At 70.3% G+C, this 19,912-nt stretch carries 14 protein-coding genes; 11 read left to right on the top strand and 3 right to left on the bottom strand.

From position 1 onward, the window contains the following. Window position 1: 1 nt before the first annotated feature. Entirely contained in the window at window positions 2-403 is a 402-nt protein-coding gene (locus IPL40_01980; GenBank protein MBK8479935.1) for an acetyl-CoA carboxylase biotin carboxyl carrier protein subunit, read from the top strand. Window positions 404-482: 79 nt separating this feature from the next. Next, on the top strand, window positions 483-1,547 hold the full coding sequence (locus IPL40_01975; protein ID MBK8479934.1) for a sodium ion-translocating decarboxylase subunit beta: 1,065 nt from the start codon (window positions 483-485) through the stop codon (window positions 1,545-1,547). A 213-nt stretch (window positions 1,548-1,760) separates the two neighbouring features. On the opposite strand, the gene IPL40_01970 is transcribed toward IPL40_01975, so the two are convergent. Then, window positions 1,761-2,918, bottom strand: coding sequence for a hypothetical protein (locus tag IPL40_01970; GenBank protein MBK8479933.1), 1,158 nt, complete (start codon window positions 2,916-2,918; stop codon window positions 1,761-1,763). 263 nt (window positions 2,919-3,181) lie between these two features. Between IPL40_01970 and mscL the strand changes: the two genes are divergently transcribed. From mscL to IPL40_01935, 7 genes are all read left to right on the top strand, one after another. Next, entirely contained in the window at window positions 3,182-3,571 is a 390-nt protein-coding gene (gene mscL / locus IPL40_01965; GenBank protein ID MBK8479932.1) for a large conductance mechanosensitive channel protein MscL, read from the top strand. A gap of 85 nt (window positions 3,572-3,656) precedes the next feature. After that, on the top strand, window positions 3,657-5,027 hold the full coding sequence (locus IPL40_01960; GenBank protein MBK8479931.1) for an O-antigen ligase family protein: 1,371 nt from the start codon (window positions 3,657-3,659) through the stop codon (window positions 5,025-5,027). Between the two features lie 110 nt (window positions 5,028-5,137). Beyond that, a complete protein-coding gene (locus IPL40_01955; protein ID MBK8479930.1) occupies window positions 5,138-7,087 on the top strand; it encodes a DUF4091 domain-containing protein in 1,950 nt (649 codons plus the stop codon). 1 nt (window position 7,088) lies between these two features. Further along, window positions 7,089-9,050, top strand: coding sequence for a DUF4091 domain-containing protein (locus tag IPL40_01950; protein MBK8479929.1), 1,962 nt, complete (start codon window positions 7,089-7,091; stop codon window positions 9,048-9,050). A gap of 25 nt (window positions 9,051-9,075) precedes the next feature. Then, complete coding sequence (locus IPL40_01945; GenBank protein MBK8479928.1) at window positions 9,076-10,119, top strand: polysaccharide deacetylase family protein; 1,044 nt, start codon at window positions 9,076-9,078, stop codon at window positions 10,117-10,119. Between the two features lie 4 nt (window positions 10,120-10,123). Next, on the top strand, window positions 10,124-12,676 hold the full coding sequence (locus IPL40_01940; GenBank protein ID MBK8479927.1) for a hypothetical protein: 2,553 nt from the start codon (window positions 10,124-10,126) through the stop codon (window positions 12,674-12,676). A 193-nt stretch (window positions 12,677-12,869) separates the two neighbouring features. Beyond that, entirely contained in the window at window positions 12,870-14,498 is a 1,629-nt protein-coding gene (locus tag IPL40_01935; protein MBK8479926.1) for a peptide chain release factor 3, read from the top strand. Window positions 14,499-14,536: 38 nt separating this feature from the next. Here the strand turns inward: IPL40_01935 and IPL40_01930 are convergent, their stop codons facing one another. After that, window positions 14,537-15,685, bottom strand: a complete 1,149-nt coding sequence (locus tag IPL40_01930; protein ID MBK8479925.1) for a pyridoxal 5'-phosphate synthase — start codon at window positions 15,683-15,685, stop codon at window positions 14,537-14,539. A 363-nt stretch (window positions 15,686-16,048) separates the two neighbouring features. Between IPL40_01930 and IPL40_01925 the strand changes: the two genes are divergently transcribed. Beyond that, window positions 16,049-17,548, top strand: a complete 1,500-nt coding sequence (locus tag IPL40_01925) for an oligosaccharide flippase family protein (GenBank protein MBK8479924.1) — start codon at window positions 16,049-16,051, stop codon at window positions 17,546-17,548. Window positions 17,549-17,901: 353 nt separating this feature from the next. Then, the gene (locus IPL40_01920) at window positions 17,902-18,294 is read left to right on the top strand and encodes a hypothetical protein (GenBank protein ID MBK8479923.1); all 393 of its coding nucleotides are present in this window, start codon (window positions 17,902-17,904) and stop codon (window positions 18,292-18,294) included. 329 nt (window positions 18,295-18,623) lie between these two features. Here IPL40_01920 and IPL40_01915 read toward each other — a convergent pair whose 3' ends face one another. Then, window positions 18,624-19,910 carry a pyridoxal-dependent decarboxylase, exosortase A system-associated gene (locus IPL40_01915; GenBank protein ID MBK8479922.1) on the bottom strand — a complete coding sequence of 429 codons (1,287 nt, stop codon included), beginning with the start codon at window positions 19,908-19,910 and terminating at the stop codon, window positions 18,624-18,626. Window positions 19,911-19,912: the final 2 nt, after the last annotated feature.

Raw genomic sequence — 19,912 nt, 5'->3', positions numbered from 1 at the left:
CGTGAAAAGGCTGCACATCACGGTCAACGGCCGACGCTACGAGGTGGAGGTGGAGGTCGTCGAGGACGACGAGGCGGCGGCCCCACCATCATTCGGGGCGATCGGGCCCGCGAGTCGACACACGATCGATAGTTATGTCAGCCCGGTCACCACCCCTTTGCCGACGCGGCCGCGCGTCAACACGCCACAAGACAGGACCGTCACGGCGCCGATCAACGGCATCCTCCTCGAGATCCCCGTGCGCGTCGGGCAGCCAGTTCAGGAAAACGACGTGCTCGCGATCGTCGAGGCGATGAAGATGCGAACCAATATCGCGGCGCCAAGCGCAGGGGTCGTCGCGGCGATCGAGGTCAAGGTCGGCGACCGCGTCGAAACCGGCCAGGTCCTGCTGCGCTTCGAGTAGGAGTAGGGCTGTGTCCACCCACCTCGAGAGATTTCTCGGTGCCATGGGGTTCTGGTCGCTGACCGGCGGCCATGTGGCGATGCTGGCCATCGCCTCGCTCTTGATCTACCTGGCGATTCGCAGGGGCTTCGAGCCTCTGCTGCTGCTGCCAATCGGGCTGGGTGCCTTTCTCGCCAATCTTCCCGGAAGCGGTCTGCTGACGCCGCCGGAGGGCTCGACGCCCGGGGGCCTGTTCTATTACCTCTCCCAGGGCATCGAGCTCGAGCTCTTCCCGCCACTGATCTTTCTCGGCATCGGGGCCATGACGGACTTCGGGCCGCTGCTCTCCAACCCCAAGACCTTCCTGCTCGGCGCCGCCGCCCAGCTCGGGGTCTTCACCGCTCTGACGGCGGCGACCGCCCTCGGCTTCGATCTGCGCGAAGCCGGCGCGATCGGCATCATCGGCGGGGCGGATGGGCCGACCGCCATCTACCTGGCGCTGAAGTTGGCGCCCCATCTCCTCGGACCGATCGCCGTCTCGGCCTACTCGTATATGGCCCTCGTCCCGATGATCCAGCCGCCGATCATGCGCGCCCTCACGAACGCGCGCGAACGCGCGATCGTCATGCCGCCAGGGGAGCCCGTCTCGCGCACCCTGCGCATCGTCTTCCCGCTGCTGGTGACGCTCATTGGCGTGCTGATCGTGCCACCGGCCGCACCGCTGATCGCGATGCTGATGGGCGGTAACCTGCTGCGCGAGAGCGCCGTGGTCGATCGGCTGACCAACATGGCGCAGAACGAGTTGATCAATATCGTGACCTTCTTCCTCGGCACCTGCGTCGGCATGACGATGGGCGCTGAGGTCTTTCTGCGCTGGGATACCCTCAAGATCCTCGCGCTGGGCATTATCGCCTTCGGGGTGGCGACGGCGGGCGGGATGCTCTTCGGCAAGCTGCTCTGCTGGCTGACCGGGGGCCGCGTCAATCCGTTGATCGGCGCCGCCGGCGTCTCCGCGGTGCCGATGGCCGCCCGCGTCGCGCACAATGTCGGCCAGGAATCCAACCCGCAGAACTACCTCTTGATGCACGCCATGGGACCCAATGTGGCCGGCGTGCTCGGTTCGGCAATCGCCGCCGGCGTTCTGCTGGCCGTGCTCGGCCGTTGACGCACGCGCTTCGCGAGCCGCGACGCTCCCGCGCCCACCGGGTCTCCGGGACTTTCGCTTGAGGGCGAGCCGCTCTGCTCCGCGCGCGCTCCCGGCGAAGCGAGTTAGAGCCTCCTGTGGTCGTTTGGCGGACACCTCAGGCGTCTCCTGCGGGACGTCCAGGTTTTGCACGATTCTACCGCGAGCATCGGAGCGAGAGAGCGCGATGCCGGCTTAGCAGCCCGTTCTGGCGACCACGGGTGGCGGCGCGAGCACGTGGTCACGGTAGCGCGCTGGATTGCCTCTGCAGCCCTCCATCGCCGCGCGCGCGAGGTTGAACATCTCGCGGGCGGTGACGTAGTGCAGGCGCCAGGCGCCCCTACCCTGCCCCGCCGCGGACAGCGCCCGGTGCAGCGCATGGCCGCCCTCGCCGAGCAGGGACGCCGACGTATCCTCGGGTGCACCGTGGGTGTGGAGCTTGACGAAGACCCACTCGGGCCGGCCCGCGACGTGGACGTGCTGCGCGACCCAGGTGCGGACGCGCGCCGGTGTCGCGACAAAGGCATGCGTCAAGTCCGCGTTGTCGAGCTGCAGGGGCATGCGCCTGGCCCGCAGCGCGAGCGCCAGCGGCCCCTGAATCAAGAGCGGCCGATCCTCGTGCCAGCGCCCAACGCGCGCGCGCTCGCCGAAGTGATGCGCGCGACGCCGTGTCAGGTCGCCGGTGGGCCAGTAGATCTGATTGCAGATCGGCGGCTGGCACTCATCGGGTGCCGCCGGAAAGGTGAAGTCCGCATAGCAGCCGGTCTCAGCCAGCACCGCGAGCTCGTCGTCGACGCCGCAGCGCCGGCCGTCCTCGCGGGCGTTCGCCAGCGCCCAATCGCCGTGGATGAAGGCGTAGCGCGGGCGACCGTCGGGCGCGCGCGCCAGGTGCCCATGCGTCGCGAAGCGCTTCAAGGCCGCGGCGATCACGCGCCGCAGGCCCGCCGCCGTATCACCGTCGTGATGCAGGTGCAGCTCCACCTCGCCTAGTCCCGCGCGGGCGAGGTCGGCCAGGCTCTGGAGGAACTGCGGCCGATACTGCTCCGCGGGGAAGAAGAAGGTATGCCGCGGGGCCCGGCCCTCGCTGTCGCGATAGCCCGCGGCGAGGCGAGGCAACCCCTCATGCCACGCCTTCACGCGCGCCGCCCCGACCTCGTCGGGCACGGCGGCCCAGGCGTCGTCGGCGGCCCATAGCGGCTCGAAGTGGTCGCAGACCGCCACCAGCAGGTGCCGCTCACCGTGCGCGGGAAGGCGCTCGCGCCAGGCGCAGAGGCGTTGCCGCAGGTAGGCTGCCAGCCAGCGCTCGGGATGCTTGGAGCGGATGTACGCCGCGACCGTGTGCAGGCCCCGCATGGTGCCTCGTTATGCCGCCATCAGCGCGCTTGGGCAAGCCGCCGCGCCGACCGCCCTGCTCTGGGGGCTGGAGGGGGCGGCCCGCCGGCAACGTCGCCGCAGCGACGCTCAGCGGCTGGTCAGCGGCTGGTCAGCGGAGCGCGATCAGGGTATAGGTTGGCTCAGCTTAGGTGCACGCATTCACGCGCCCCGACGTCGGAGGTTCCACGATGGCCGCAAACGACAAGCCCTCAGCCGCTGCCGCCGCTCAATCGGTGTCGTCCCTGCTGCAGGAGTTCAAGAAGTTCGCCCTCAAGGGCAACGTCATCGACCTGGCCGTCGGGGTGATCATCGGCGGCGCGTTCGGCGCCATCGTCAGCTCGCTCGTCAAGCACATCATCATGCCCTTGGTGGGCCTGGTGATGCCCGGCGAGCAGGGCTACCTCGGCTGGAAGCTCGTGATTGGCGCGAAGGAGGTGCCCTACGGGCTCTTCCTCGGCGAGATCGTGAACTTCATCATCGTGGCCTTCGCGCTCTACCTCTTCATCGTCAAGTTCCTTGGCTGGGCGATGCGTACCAAGCAGGAGGAGAAAAGCGCCCCCGCGGGTCCTCCGCCGCTGACCGCAGACCAGCAATTGCTGACCGAGATCCGCGACCTCTTGAAGAGGCCCTAGCGTTGAAGAAGCCCTAGCGCCGAGGATCGGGGCGGCGCCGCGAGCCAGGTCCCGCTCGCGCCACGGACCCCAGCAGCCCGCGCCGATGTTCTCCTTCCCTGGCATTGTCTCGCTGGTCTTCTTTTTCTTCGTGCGACCGCACGAGGTCTTCGAGCTGCTGCAGCAGCTTCCCCTGCTCTATATCTTCACGGCGCTGGCCGTCTTCGGCATGGTCATCGACCTCCGCCTGCGCCTGGTGCGACCCGAACCGACGCCGCAGCTCGCCTGGGCCCTGCTCTTCTTCGCCTGGGCAGCCCTGAGCGCTGCCCTCCGCCACCCCGACCCGCCGGTGGCGCTGCTCGACCTGGCGATCCTCTTCACCTGGTACTTTTTGATCTCGCATGGACTGCAGTCGCTGCGCGCCTTCGATGCGATGGCACGTCTCCTCGTCGGACTGGCCGTGTTCCTGGCCGCGGTTGGCGTGCATCAGCACTTCGCACCCCTCGGCTGCGTCGCTGCGGAGCCCGACGTCAACCTGGCGATCGTCAGCGGCGCACCTGACGGTCGGAGCTGCCGCACTGCCTCCGACTGCCTCCGGCAGGGCGCCGATCCGGGCAAGGAGTACGTCTGCGAGCACGTCGGGCTGCTCGGCACGACGACGATCTCCGATCGCGTGCGCTACCGCGGCACGCTGCAGGATCCCAACGAGCTGGCGAGCGTGATCGCCTCCGTGCTGCCGCTGATCATCGCGCTGATCACCGTGCGACCGAGCGCCGGCCGCTGGCTCGGCGGCCTGATCGGGGGCGCGCTGATCCTGCTCTGCGTGGTTTTAACCCGCTCGCGCGGCGGCCTGATGGGCGTCGGAGCCGCGCTCAGCGTCTACGTCATTCGCCGCTTTCGCCTGAAGGGCGTGGCGGCGCTGGGCCTGCTGACCATCCCGCTGATGTACCTGGTGCTCAGCAACCGCGCGGACGCCGACGCGTCCTCGATCGAGCGCATGGAGTGCTGGTGGGAGGGCATGAACATGTTCCGCTACCACCCCTTCTTCGGCGTCGGCTTCGACCAGTTCACCGAGCACCACTACCTGACCGCGCACAATTCCTTCGTATTGACGGTCGCCGAGCTGGGCATCGTCGGCATGCTCCTCTGGGTCGGGCTGCTCTATGTTTCCTGCAAGATCCCGATCGTCGCTTATCTGCGCTATCCGGATCAGCCCGAGGTGCGCGCCTGGGCGCTCGCGACCTTGGCCGCCTTCGGCTCGACGATGGTCGGCGCGTTCTTTCTCTCGCTGACCTACCGATACATGCCGTGGACCTTCATCGCCCTCTGCGGCAGCCTCTATCGGGCGATCAAGGCGCATGATCCAACCTGGCGCATGCCGCTGGGCGCGCGCGACTGGCTCGCCATCGGCGGCCTGACCCTCGGGCTCACCGGTGGCCTCTTCGTGATCACGCGGATGTGGATGGCCTCGAACTAGCGCTGATGAGCGCCGACGAGCGCTGATGAGCGCTGAAGTCCGCAGCTCCTCGCATGTGCTACACCTGAGCGGCCGCCGCGCCGCCGATCGCGGGACCACGGAGGTGGAGGATGTTCAGGCCGGGCTCCAGCGTCGCCGCGCTCGCGCTGCCCGTGCTCGGCCTGCTCGCGGGGCTGGCGTCGACCGCTGGCGCGGCCGAGCTGAACTTCGGCGTCGTCACCCCCAACCTCAAGGTGCGCCCGACCGAGCGTCCGGCGGTGCAAAGCGGTGCGCAGCTCTTCGCCGGGCGCAATGAATTCGAAGCCTTCCAGGTGGTCTTCACCGCCCGCGGCGGCAGCGTCGATGGCCTCGGCGCGCGGATCTCGAGCCCGCTCACCGGCCCCGGCGGGGCCACGCTACCCAGCGATAGCGTCACGCTCTACCGCGCCGACTACTACGAGGTCGGGACCGCGTCCAACACCGAGGGCGGCGCTGGACGCTGGCCAGATCCGTTGATTCCCGACCTCGACCCCTTGGTCGGCGAGCGCCGCAACGCCTTTCCGTTTCGCCTGCCCGCGGGCGAGAGCCGCAGCGTCTGGGTCGACGTCTTCGTCCCCGCCACCGCCGCGGCTGGACGCTACACCGGCGAGCTGACGGTGACGGTGAAGGGCGCGGCGGTCGGCACGCTGCCGATCGCCCTGCAGGTGGGGGAGTTCACCCTCCCCTCGACGGCCTCGCTGCGCTCCGCCTTCGCGATGGACTTCGATCAGCCGTGCATGGCGCACACCGGCACCGAGTCGTGCGATTCGCGCTGGAACGAGCGCAAGGCCCTCGAGCTGCGCGAGCGCTACGTCCGCTGCGCGCTCGACCATCGCTTCACGATCCACGATCCCTTCTTTCAGCCACCCACCGGCGGCAGCATCGCCCCCTTCGACGAGCTGATGCTGCCCCTGGTGCTGGGCACCGGGCGGACCCGGCTGCGCGGCGCCCGCCTGACGACGATCCGCCTCGGCGGCGACGACTTCGCGACCTGGCTCGGCTACGCCCGCCGCAAGGGCTTCGCCGATCGCCTGTTCTACTATCCGGTCGACGAGCCCCACGGGAAAGGCGAGTGGAGCCGCTTCGCCGCGCGCGCTCGCGCCCTCCATGCCGCAGACCCGGCCGCCAGGACCATTCTCACCGCGACGCTGCGCGAGGCCACCGCCAACGGGGTCGCCCAGCATGTCGACATCTTCGTCCCGGTGATCAACTTCCTCGAGGAGCGACCGAACGCCGGCACGCCCTATGACGGCAACCAGCGCGCGAGCTACGCGGCCTGGCTCGTCGCCGATCCGAAGCATGAGCTCTGGTCCTACCAGTCGTGTCAGTCGCATGGCTGCGGGGAGTGCGGGACACCCTCGCCGAACGAGGGCGAGCGCGGCTGGCCGCTGCGGGTGATCGACGGCTCGGCGATCCAGAATCGCGCCTTCGCCTGGATCGCCTTCACGCACGAGCTTGGCGCCGAGCTCTACTTCGAGACCGTCGAGCAGCTCGGCACGGCCTGGGCGCGCAACGGCCAATGCAAGTACTCTGGGTCGGGCGACGGCACGCTCTTCTATCCGGGCACCCCGGCGCGCATCGGCGGCAAGACCGACATCCCAGTCGAATCGATTCGCCTGAAGCTGCTGCGGGAAGGGATGGAGGACTACGAATACCTGGTGCTCGCGGGGCGGCTGAATCGCCTCGAGGCCCTCAAGGTGGCGCGCACGCTCTTCCCGCACCCCTACGAGACGGCGCAGCCCCCGGCGCGGCTCGAAGCGGCCAGGGCGCAGCTCTACGCGCTGATCGCCGGCATGGCGCCTCCGGCGAGTGGCGGCAGCGGCGGCAGCGGCGGCGCCTCGGTGACGGTCCCCAACGGGCGCGACGGGGGAAGCGCGGGCGAGGATCCGAGCGGCGACGCTGACGATGGGCTCAGCGCGCGCAGCGCCTGCGCCGTCGGCGGTGGGGGCAGCGCTCCGTCCTTGCTGCTCGGCTTGCTGCTCCTGTGGACGCGCCGGGTTCGGCGGCGTCGCGCCCACGCCACGCGACGCGGGCAGCGCTGAGGTGGCCCAACGCAACGACGCTGCCCGCCGGCAGGCCTACGTTCCTCCCCTGGCCCTCGGCCGCATCTCGGCCTGCGCGGCCTTCCGCGCGCTCGTCGGCGCGCTGATCGCTGCGGGCGGCTGCGTGCCACCAGGCGGCATGCCGCGCGCCACCAGCCGCGCGGCGCGCACGGCCAGCTCCGACACGAGCGCCGCGCTCGCACCATCGCTGACGAAGCGGACGACCCAAGGCGCGGCGCCGGCGAGAGCGAGGGCGCGCGCCGCCGCCGCGCAGGGCCTGCCCCCGAGCCGAGGAGGCCACAGCTACGGCGTCGTCTCGGCGACGCTGAAGGTACGCCCCCACGATCGTCCGGCGCTCCAGCCGGGCGCGAGGCTCGAGGCGGGGCGCAACGAGTTCGAGCCGTTCCAGATCGTCGTCATCGCCGGGGACCAGCCCCTGCGCGCGGTCGCGCTGACGCATGGCGCCGCGCTGAAGGGCCCGCGCGGCCACATCATCGATCGGCGACACCTCACCTTCTTTCGCGTCGCCTACTACGACGTCCAAACGCCCTCGAATCGTGAGGGAGCCACGGGGCGGTGGCCCGACGCGCTGATCCCCGATGTCGACGCCTACACGGGCGAACGGCGCAACGCCTTTCCCTTCGAGGTGCCCGCGCACGAGTCACGGGCGATCTGGGTCGACGTCTTCGTGCCACCGAACACGCCGCCTGGCCGCTACCGCGGCAGCTTGCTGCTGCGGCACCTGGGCGGCGGCCCGACCACCGCTGGCGCGAGCGACCCCCTTGCGCTCGAGCTCTCGGTCGGGGCCTTCACGCTTCCGTCGACGGCGACGCTGCGCACGGCCTTCGGCATGGACTTCGCGGAGCCGTGCATGGCGCATACGGGCACGCCCTCGTGTTCGGTCGAGTGGAATGAGACGCCGGCCTGCGAGCTGCGGGCGCGCTACCTGACGGCGGCGCTCGACCACCGCTTCAGCATCTCGGACGTCGCCTTCCAGCCCCCCTTCGGCAGCAGCGCGGGCCCCTTCCAGCGCTGGCTGCAGCCGCTGATCGACGGGCGGGGGCCGACGCGGCTGGCGGGCGCGCGACTGACCGCCATTCGCCTCGACGCCGAGCCGCAGCGGCTCGGGCCCTGGATCGCGCTCGCGCGCGCGCAGGGCTTCCTCGACCGGTTGTTCTACTTCCCCGTCGACGAGCCGGATGCCGAAACGCAGCAGGACTGGGTCGCGTTTCGCCAGGCCGCGCTGCCTCTGCGCCGCTTCGCTCCCCGCGCGCGCCTCGCGCTGACCGCGGCACTTGGCGCCGCGCGGAGGCATGGTGTGGCCGAGCTCGTCGACATCTTTGTTCCTGTCATCAACTACCTCGACCCGCGTCCCGGGAGCGGCGACGCGGCGCACCGCGCCGACTACCGCGCCTGGCTCGCGGCGCAACCGGGCCGCGAGCTATGGAGCTACCAATCCTGCATGTCGCATGGCTGCGGCGAGTGCGGCGAACCCTCGCCCGAGCTCGCCGACAGCGGCTGGCCGACGCGCGTGATCGACAGCTCGGCGGTACAGAACCGCGCCTTTGCCTGGCTCGCCTTCATCGAGGGCCTGAGCGGTGAGCTCTATTTCAGCGCGACGGAGCAGCTCTCCAGCGCGTGGCAGCCTGAGGGGCTCTGCAAGTTCTCGGGCAACGGCGACGGCACCCTCTTCTATCCGGGGACGCCCGCGCGCATTGGCGGGCGGACCCACATCCCGGTGGCGTCCATTCGTGCGAAGATGCTCCGCGAGGGCATCGAGGACCATGAGTATCTGGTGCTCCTCGCCCGCCGCGATCGAAAACAGGCGCTCGAGCTGGCCCGCGGCCTCTTCCCCAATGCCGGCGCCTGCGCACAATCATGGGAGGCGCTCGAGGGGACGCGGCATCGACTCTTCGCGCTGCTCGCTGGGTCGGCGGCGTTGGGCGGCGGAGCGCGCCGTTGAGGGACGTTGAGGGGTGACGACGGGGATGCGCCTACGTTGGGTCGATAAGCAACGACTGCTCGGCGCGCCCCATGCCACGGGGATGCTCGGTCTTTGGCGCCGCGCCGCCGCGCCGGCAGATAGCGCGCTAAAGCAGCTGCGACTGCTGCGTCGGCTGCAGCGCGGCGCGTTGATTCTGCTCTTCCACCGCATCACGGACGACGTGGACTCGTTCCAGCACTGCATGCCGGTCGCGCTCTTCGACCAGCTCTGCGCGCACCTCCGGCGGCACTACGAGGTCGTGCCCCTGGGTGAGCTGGTGAGCACGGTGGCCCGCGGTCGCCTGCCAGCCCGGATGGTCGCCCTGACCTTCGACGACGGCTATGCGGACAGCTACGGCTTGGCGCTGCCCGTCTTGCGCCGACATGGCCTACCCGCCACCGTCTTCATCACCACGGGCGCCATTGGCAAGCACCAACCGCTCTGGTTTTCACGGCTCGCCGCGATCTTGGCGCAGACCCCGCACGAGGCGGTCGCGCCCCTGCGCGGCGTCGCGCTGCGGTTGAGCTCGACGCCCGAGCGGATCGCCACCTACTGCGACCTCAGCGAGCGGCTCAAGCTGCTCGGCGGAGACGAGCGGGAGGCGTGGCTGCACGACCTCGCCAGCACCCTCGAGGTGACCGACTTCAGTGGGCTGCACGACGAGATGGTGACCTGGGACCAGCTGCGCGAGATGGATGCCGCAGGCTTCCACGCCGGCGCGCACACGGTCTCGCATCCGATCCTTTCGCGCTGCACGGAGGCGGAGCTGCAGCAAGAGCTGCGCGGCAGCAAGACCGAGCTCGAAGAGCAGCTCGGCCGCCCCGTGGACCTCTTCGCCTACCCCAATGGGCGGACAGGCGACTTCAACGCCGCGGTCATCAGCGCGGTCGCCTCCGCCGGCTATCGCTCGGCCTGCACCACCGTCTTCGGCGCCAATGGGCCCTACGAGCACCCCTACCGGCTGCGGCGCGCAATCCTCTACGGCGCGACCCTGCCCCCTCTGGCCTTGCAGCTCGAGCGCTTCTTCTACGCCACCGAAAGGCGCTGAGCTGATGCTGACGACGCCGGCCACCTTGATCCCCGCGCTCGTGTTGCTGCTGGCATGCCCGCTGCCGGCGTGCCAGGAGGCGATGGCGCCCGCCACCGACGACGGGGGGCGACGCTGCCTGCCGCGCTGCGACGCCAGCGCCTGCGCTTCGAAGGCCTGCGACGGAGGTTGCGGGGCCTGCGCGGACGGGGGCGCCGTCGCGCTCGACCAAGGCGCCTCCCTCTGCGACGCGCCGATGCTTTGGCAGCAGCCCGCGCCTTTACCCCTGGTCGCGGGGAGCCCCAACGCCAGCGACGTCAGCCTTCGCACGCTCGGCCGGCCCGCCGAGGCGCTGGCCCAGGCTCAGGCCTTCCACGCCACCCGCCTGGAGTGGATCTACAAGAACGCCCCAGACTATCTCGCGGGCGCGCAGGCCGCCGGTCTCTTTGTCGGTGGCAGCGTCAACAGCACCACGGGAACGCAGGGGCGGATGCTCGACCTGAACGGCGCCCCGATCACCGCTCCGTGGATGACCTGGACGCCGACGGCAGCCTGGGGCTGCGCCAATCGTCCGGAGTTTCGCGCCGGGCTCTTCGCCGCCGCAGAGGTCTGGATTTCGCGCGGTGCAGACGGCTTGCAGTTCGACGATCCGGCGCTGAACGTCAGCGCTTTGAGCTGGACGCCCGCCGCTGGCGCCGCCTACGGCAACCCCAACAACGTCAACGCCGGCTGCTTCTGCAAGGAATGCCAGTGGAAGTTCCACCGCCATCTCTGGGAGAGCGGCCAGACGGCGGTGACACGGGCGAGCGTGGCGGCCTCGTTCACCAACGAGCTCGCCCAGGTCTTTCTCGCCGGGTCGGCCTTCACCGTGTTCTACGTCAGCCGATCGCGCTCGGGCTGGTTCGGCGTCGGCGGCAACGCACGCAACGGCGCGGGCAGCTCGAGCGCGCGGCTCTATCTGACCCGCACCGCCTTCTTCTACGACACGGTAGAGGACAAGCTCAGTTGGAGCCTGCCGGCGGAGGCAGCAGAGCAAGCGGGCGTCAGCACCTTCACCCATGACGGACGCGCCAACGGCGGGACCGGCCAAGACGCGGGCACGATCGGCGCCTTCTTCAACGGCGCCAGCGTGGGCCTACGCACGGCGCCCGGCGTGGCCGTGCTCAGCGCCTTCGGCAACGGCGGCCATCTGTCGGTTCCGCTGCAACCTGCGGTAGGGCCGCCCCCCGCTGGCGATCTGGCCGAGCTGATCATCTTCGACCGCGAGCTCGACGCGAGCGAGCGAGGCGCGATCGAGGCCTACCTCGGCGCGCGTTACGGCATCCCGGTGCCCTCGGCAAGCGCGCGCCCGCCGGATCAACTCGCCGACGCCGCGGACCACCTGCGCGTCTGGCTGCGGGCGGACTCGATCACGGCGGCGGAGGGCGCCGCTGTGCCGCTTTGGCCCGCGCGCGTCGGGCCCGACTGGGTGGTGCCAACCGGCGCCGTGCTGCCCAACGGCGAGACCGCCGGGGCGCCGACGTTCTTGGCGCACTGGCAAGGCGCCGCGACCCCGGCGGCGGTGCACTTCGACGGCGGCGACGACCTGCTCGGCCCCTCTTGGTTCAGCTATCGCAGGCGCGCGGTCGCAGCGGGATCGGATCCGGCCAAGATCCCGGCGGTGCTCCGCGGCGAGTTCCGCAATTTCCAGCTCGAGGCCGCGCGCCGACTCCTCGTCGAGCTCAAGGCGCATGTCAATGCCTTCGCCGGACGCCTCGTGCCCTTCTCTGGCAACCTCAGCGACTGGAGTCTCCACTACGCGTCGGCCTTCGACTTCGGCATGGCAGAGCTGACCCTGACCGCCGACCTCGGACCGCACACCTACCGCGAGCGCATCGCCGCCGCGCGGGCGCTGGGCCGACGGCAGCTGTTGACGCTGCCCCTGCCGCGCAAAGATCGACTGTCGGCGCTCTGCGCCGCGCACTGCGCGGCGCAGAGCGCGAGCTGCGCCGCGGCGGGCATGACGGACTGGGATGACTGCCCGGAGCTGGTAGCGCTGGCGCGCAAGGGGATCGCGACCTCCTATGCGACGGGTGGGCTGACCCAGGTGCCGTGGGATATCTTCACCGTCAGCGGGCCACGCTATTACGGCAGGGCGGAGCATTACGCCGACCTCTACGGCTTCGTCCGGGACCACGCGCGCTACTTCGACGGCTACGAGGATCTGGCCGTGGCAGGCTATGACCTCGTCGACGCGCGCTTCAGCGGCAGCGAGCGCCTGCCCGTGGAGGTCGTCGGTGGATCCGGCAAGGTGGCGGCGCTGGTGCGCGGCAAGCCGCAGGATGCCAGGGCCGCGATCGTGATTCACCTCGTCGAGTGGGACGATGCCGCGCCGAAGCCCCTGACCCTGCGGCTGTCGCTGCACCAGTTCTTTGGCGATCCTCCCGCCAGCGTCGAGCTGCTGCTGCCGGCGGGCGCCCCGCGAGACGGCTTCTCCAGCGTCGACCTCGGGGACGGCCTCATGGCGCTCACGGTGCCGGCCCTCGCGCCCCGGGGCCTCGTGGTGGTCAAGCCGCCGACCAGCGGCCGCTGCCGCTAGCCGGCCCCCGTCGCGCTGCGCCACGCCGCGCGCGCTGGGCGGGCTTTGCGCTGCAGGGGTTTGCGCGGGGGCTGTTGCGCGGGGGCTGTTGCATCGGCTCATGAACGTTTACCCTCCGGCGCGCGAGAGTCGAGGGCCTTGCCGCGCCGCGCCAGGGCGCGCACCGCGGGCAGAGGGGATCAAGGTGAGTGGGATGGACTTCGAGCGGGCCCGGGCGGAGATCGCGCGCCGCCGCACCTTTGCGATCATCTCGCATCCGGATGCGGGAAAGACGACGCTGACCGAGAAGCTGCTGCTCTACGGGGGGGCGATTCACCTCGCGGGGTCGGTCAAGCAACGCGGCGGCGGGCGGCAAACGACGAGCGACTGGATGGAGCTCGAACGCCAGCGCGGGATCTCGGTCTCCACCAGCGTCTTGCAGTTCGAGTACCAGGGGCGGCGCCTCAACCTGCTCGACACGCCGGGCCATAACGACTTCTCCGAGGATACCTACCGCACGCTCGCGGCCGCCGATTGCGCCGTGATGCTGATCGACAGCGTCAAGGGCGTGGAGCCGCAGACGATCAAGCTCTTCCGCGTCTGTCGATTGCGCGAGATCCCGATCGTCACGGTGATCAACAAGATGGATCGCAACGGCCGCGAGCCCCTCGATCTGCTGGACGAGATCGAACGTGTGCTCGAGATCCCCTGCCAGCCGCAGAACTGGCCGATCGGCTCGGGCGCCTCGTTTCAGGGCGTCTACGATCGCGTCGCCCGGCAGCTGCTGCGCTTCGAGCGCGCGCAGGGTGGCGGCGCACGACCGGCGCCGATGAAGCTTGCGGAGGTCGATGTGCCCGAGCTGCGAGGCCTGCTCGGCGAGAACGCGCACGCGCGGCTGCTGGAGGAGCTCGCGCTGCTCGACGGCGCGAGCCCGCCCTGGGACCGCGAGCAATTCCTCGCCGGCCAGCTCACGCCGGTATTCTTCACCAGCGCGATGACCAACTTCGGCGTCGAGCCCTTTCTGCAGGCCTTCGTCGACCTGGCGCCGCCGCCGCGCGCCAGGCAGACCAGCGCCGGACGCCTCGAGCCCGACGCGCCGGCCTTCTCGGCCTTCGTGTTCAAGATCCAGGCGAACATGGATCCGCGCCACCGTGACCGCATCGCCTTCGCGCGCATCTGCTCGGGGGTCTACCGGCGCGAGATGCCCGTGCTGCACGCGCGCACCGGCAAGACGCTCGCGCTGACCAAGTCGTTTCAGTTCATGGCGCAGGAGCGGGTGCAGGTCGAGGAGGCCTTCTCCGGCGATGTGATGGGGCTATGGGATCCCGGCCTGCTGCGCATCGGCGACAGCCTTTGCGAGGGCCAGGGCCACGAGTTCGAGGGCATCCCGCGCTTCTCGCCCGAGCACTTCGTGCGCGTGCGCGAGGCCGATCCGATGAAGCGCAAGCAGCTCAAGAAGGGCCTCGATCAGCTCGCCGAGGAGGGCGCGGTCCAGCTCTTCTTCGACCGCTGGCGCCTGGAGCGCGAGCCCTTGCTGGGAGCCGTCGGCGTGCTGCAGTTCGAGGTCACGCAGTACCGCCTGGAAAACGAGTACGGGGCGGCGGCGCGCTTCGAGAAGCTACCCTACCAGCACGCGCGCTGGATCGAGGGCGACGTGACCCTCGATCGCTTCGAGCGCCCCGGCTCCAGCACCTGCGTGCTCGACGTCGAAGGCCGCCCGCTGGTGCTCTTCGAGAGCGACTGGGCGCTGCGCCGGGCCCAGGAGGAGCACCCGACGGTGAAGTTCATCGCCGCCGTCCAGCCTGGCCGCTCGTCACGCGCGGGGGGCCGCGCCGCAGGCTGAGGCCTCCGCGCGAGCTGGGCACCGCGAGGCGGCCGCGATCAGGGGGAGAGCCGCTCGGGCCGCGACCAACTCCCGTCGTCGTCCCGCAGCCACAGCCAACGATCGTGCAAGCGGCTGTCACGACCCTGCCAGGCCTCGACCTGCGTCGGATCAATCACCACCCGGACCTGCGCACCGTCGCTGGGGTCGTCCTGCGTTCGCTTCCACTGCACGCGGTCGGGATCCATCAGCAAGCCTCCCCAATGCTTCGGCCGAGGCGGCCAAGGCCCGTGAAGCAGCCCGTAGAGCAGCGCTCTGGCGATCAAGTCGCCCCTCCAGCTCAAGGGCTCGCTCTGCCGCGAGGCCGCCGATCCGAGCTGCGACGCATAGGGCCGCGTGCGCCAGTAGGCGTCGGCCGTCCCGTCGCTGACCTTTTGCACGGGGCCGGCCACGTCGAGCCGCAGCCCGAGCGTCGGCCAGTCCAGCGCGAAGGCGGCTTGCGGGTTTGCCTCGAGGTCCCTACCCTTGGGGCTGCGGAAGTTCGTGTAGAAGACGGGGCCCGCCTCCTCGCAGCCCTTCAGCAGCACCATGCGGGCCGAAGGCCTGAAGAGCCCGCCCGGCTCCCGCTGGCGCGCTGTAACCACGCACATCGCATTGGGGTCGAGCGCCGCGAGCCCCGGCACCTTGGCCTCGCGGTAGGCCTTGGCCACCTCGAACAGGCTTGCTTCGACCTCCTCGGCCGACCAGCGAGCTGCGCGTCCTTGTGTGTCCCCCGGCAGCGTGAGCTTTTGCCCGCGTTCCGGCGCGCCGGCCTCCGACCCTTCGGTCTTTGCGACGCGGGCCTTGCCCTCGACGCGGAGCTGACGCTGGGTCCCTTGCGAGTGGAAGAGCAGCGCCGCGAGCGGATTCACCTCGAGGTGTCGCAGCGCGGGACTAGTTGCGTCGACCCCCACCACGATCTCGGCCGCGCTACAGGACGCGATCCTCACCGGCGTGGCAGCGGGCCGACCCGTGGCCTGGTCAACCGTACCGAGGATCAAGCGCTTTGCAGGAGCCAGCAGCGAGGGATGCGCGCCTTCAACCCGCGCGTGCAGGCTATCCGCCTGACTGATCGAGTCGGCGAAGACGACCAGCGGATGTCTGCCACGCACGGCTGCCCACGGGAGCTGCCCAGCGTGATAGCTCTCGCGCATGTTCGCGATCGCCACGCGACCTCCTTCCGAACCCCTCTGAAGCGATCGACCCTCGTCGTCTCCCCCTCGCACGCCCCAAGCGACGGAGGACACCACCAAGAACGACACCAGCAAGGCTGCCGCTAGCGATCCCCCCCGGCCCCGACCCACAACCCTCACCCGCCGCATCGACATCCCCCTCGAGAAAACCGCGATCGCCCACCTTCGACCGCAGGACAGTCGCTCGACGGCCTTCACCTCGTCAATGGCCTTCGCCGATGCTCCATGGAAACGGTTCGTGCCCTTCATTTGCGCCCTGCGGCCCGGCGGCGCGCCGGTCTCCCGCCGTGCTTGCGCCCGGCTTGACCCCCTGCCCGCCCGCTGCCTATCGTGGCCCCCGTGTCGCTCGCGCAGAAGACGGCCCGTAGCGCCCTCTGGACGGTGCTTTGCGGGCTCGTCGGCCGAGGCGCCGGGCTCGTCAGCACCTTCGTCATCACGCGGTATATCAGTCCGCTGCAGTACGGCGCCGTTTCGGTGGCCTCGGTGCTGGCGGTTAGCGCCGATGAGCTGACGCGCGGCGGGCTTTACCAGTATCTGGTGGCCAAGCCGGAGGCCGGGCGTGCCACCGCCTTCCACGCGACGCTGCTGCACCTCGTCGCTGGCGTGATCGCGCTGGGCGCCGTCTTGCTGCTGCGCCGACCGCTGGCGCTGCTGCTGCACGCGCCGCTCGCGGCAGACTTCCTGCTCGGCCTGACGCTCTCCTCGTTCTTCGATCGCGTCTCCGCTGGTCCTGAGACCATCCTGCACCGCGACATGCGCTTCGGCGCCGTCGGGCTCAGCCGCGCCGCTGGCGACGTGGTCTTCGCTTCGTCGGTCATCGTGCTCGCCGTCGCCGGCTTTGGCGGCTACGCGATCGTCTACGCCAACATCGCCCAATGGGGGCTGCTGCTGCTGCTCTTCACGGTGCTGACGCATTGGCGCGAGTGGGTCGAGCCGCACCCGCTCGAGCGGCAGCAGGTGCGCGGGCTCCTTGCCTTCGGGCTGCCGCTGGCGCTCGGCCATCTGGCCAACCACGCCTCGCGCCGTTGGGACAATCTGCTCTTCTCGCGCTTCTTCGGCGCCACGGTCGTCGGCCACTACAACCTGGCCTACAACCTCGCCGACATGCCGGCGACCTATATCGGCGAGAGCATCGGCGACGTGCTGCTTCCGTCCTTTGCGCGCATCGAGCGCGAACAACGCCCGGCCGCCCTGCTGCGCGCGCTGCGGCTGCTGATGCTGCTGATGTGCCCGCTCGCCCTCGGGCTCGCGGTCGTCGCCCCCACGGTGATCCACAGCTGCTTCGACGCGCGCTGGGGCGCCGCCGCGCCGATGCTCGCGCTCCTGGCCGCGCTCTCGCTGGCAAGACCGGTGAGCTGGACGGTAGAGGCCTACCTCCAGTCCTGCGGGCAGACGCGAGCGATCGCGCTGCTGCAGCTCGCCAAGGTCGCCGCCGTCTTCGGGTCGATCGCGCTCCTCGCGCCCCTCGGGCCGCTCTGGGCCTGCGCCGCGGTCGCCCCCGCCTTCGCGCTACAGAGCCTCGGCGGCCTCTACGTGATCAAGGAGCGCGAGGGGATTGCGCTGCGGCGGCTCCTCGCCGCGACGCTGACCGGGCTACCGGCCGCCGCCCTGATGGCCGGCGCCGTGCTTGCCCTGCGCCAGTTCGTGCTCGTCCCCGCGGACCTCGACAACTGCTACACCGCGCTCGCCGCCGAGGTCAGCCTGGGCGCCCTCGTCTACCCCGCCGCGGCGCTGCTGCTGGCCCCGCGGAGCTCGCGCGAGCTGCTGGGCGTGGTCGTCGGCGCGCTGCGGCGCGACGTGCCTAGCCCGACGGGTGGGGATGGGCCAGGGCCCCGATAGGGGGCCTGGCAGGGTCAATACGACCTGCGTTTGCCAGGGAGGTGGAGCGATGAACTTCGTGAGTCGACGCGGACGACCCAAGCGAGCGTCGATTCGCTGCGTCGGATCAGGCTAGCCGAGCGAGGCGGCGCGCGCGGTCGCGCCGGCGGCGCCCCGACGCCAAAGGCCCGCCGGTCGGTCCCTCCAGCTGTGGTGGCCGCGCCTAATCTGTGGCGCGAACACCACAGGCGCTGGCGCCGAAAAGCCGTGCACGCCGGTTCCTGGGCGTTCTGTCGGCTGAGGAGGCGCGGCGCGAACCTTGCTGAGCACCTTCAGATCGCCAGCGTGTTACGTAGCAGTCAGGGAGCCAATTGATGCAGAACAAAACGCCCGCTCGCGCCCTTCAAACGCTCGTGCTGCCGAGCACGCTCTTCGTCAGTGGCTGCCTGCCGCACGTCGCCCGTAGGAATGCTCGCATCGAACCTGGCTTCGACCTCGACCTCACCGTCGGCGGCGGTGGCGCCAGCCGCACGGATGACCAACGTCCCGACGACTCCATCCCAGTCGGCGCATGGCTCAATGCCGAGGTCGATCTTCAACTAGGAACGCGCCACGCGAACAACCTCGGCTACGCGATTCAGCTCAAGGTGCCGCTGCTCTTCCTGCTCACGACTCTCGACCTCTACCTGGAGCTACCGAGCACGAGCCCCTGGTTCTACGGGTGGGTGCCGAGCTCGGCCTTCAGCCGGGCGTCTATGCCGTCCTGACCCGCATCAGCCCCAGCGGTTTCTACGTGTCCCTCACCGGCCGCGCGCTCAGCGCGTCCATCGACAGGGTTTGGGCTGACGCTCAACCCGCAGCTCAGCGCGGGCTGGGATGGTCGCCTGGCCGATCTTTCGCTCTTCGCCAGCTACGGACGCGTGCTCGGCGAGCGCGTCCATTGGCGGAAGGTGTGCCCCTTCGACGGCTGCGGGTTTGAGGACCTCGGCAAGGACTTCCTCCTCTTCGGAACCTCCGTACGCTTCTGAGGGGCGCGCTGCGAGGCCGCGGCAGGCCTCAACCGGCGAGGCCCTAGGCTGGCCCGGGGCGGCCCGCGTCAGGCGAAGTGCGTCGCCGCCAGCCGCCGGCGGCCGATCGCCACCACGCCGCCGTGCTGCACCAACTCCACCGGCGTGTCGTGCCCGAGGAAGAGCAGCGGGCTGGCCGAGAAGGTGTAGGCGCCGCAGGCGTGAAAGGCCAAGAGATCGCCCGGCTCGGCTCGCGGCAGCTCGATCGCGCGGGCCAGCGAGTCGAGCGGGGTGCAGAGCGGGCCGACCAGCTCCTGGCGCTGGGGCGCGGCCTCAGGATGCGTCAGGTTCGAGACGGCGTAGTTCTTCTTCACGAGCTGGCCAAAATTGCCGGTGGCCGCGAAGCAGTGGTTCATCCCGCCGTCGAGGATCGCGAAGCGCTTGCCGCGCGTGGTCTTGACCTCGACCACGCGGGCCACATACACGCCGTAGGGGCCGATCAGAAAGCGGCCCAGCTCGAGCACGAAGCGCGTGGCGGCGAAGCGCCGCTCAGCGGCCTGCGCGCGGGTCAGCAGCTCGCCGAGCTGGGGCGCCAGCGTCTCGACCTCCAGCGGCTGCTGCCCCGCGAAATAGGGGATGCCGAAGCCGCCGCCGAGGTTGAGGACGCGCGGCGCGAAATCGTGCTCGCCCGCGACGCGCGCCGCCAGCGTCAGCGTCGCGCGCGCGTTCTCCAGGATCGCCGCGGCGTCGAGGCATTGCGTGCCGGCATAGACGTGCAGCCCGTGCAGCTCGAGCGCAGGGTCGGCCAGGGCCGCACGCAGAGGCCCCTCCAGCTCCTCCTCGGCGATGCCGAACTGCGAGGCCTGCCCGCCCATCTTCATCATGAAGGCGTTCGGGATCTGCGCCGGGTTGATCCGCAAGGTGATCGCCGCGCGGCGACCGAGCTGCCGGGCCACGGCGCTCAGGCGCTGAAGCTCGCCCGGCGACTCGACGCTGATCAGCCCGACGCCCAGCTCCAGGGCCTCGCGCAGCGCCTCGTCGGTCTTGCCCGGACCCGCGAAGCTCATCGCCGCCGGTGCATAGCCGACCGCGCACGCCAGGCGCACCTCGCCGATCGAGGAAACATCGAGGCCCCCCACGCGAGCGCGAAGCAGCTCGAGCACGCGCGCGTTGGCATTGGCCTTCATCGCATAGAACACGGCGGCCGCCGGCGGAAGGCCTGCCACCAGACGCGCGAGCTGCGCCAGCGCTGCATCCAGGTCATAGAGGAAGAGGGGCGTGCCGTGGCGGGCGGCCAATGCGGCCAGCTGCGCGCCCTCCCACACCGGGCCGGCCGACGCCTGCGATGCTGCCTGAGCTTCACGGTCCAGCGTCATCG

This window comes from Pseudomonadota bacterium (genome assembly GCA_016711215.1).
Classification (GTDB): domain Bacteria; phylum Myxococcota_A; class Polyangia.
Note: the sequence above shows the minus strand (reverse complement) of the source record. Positions and strands in the feature narration are given on the sequence as shown.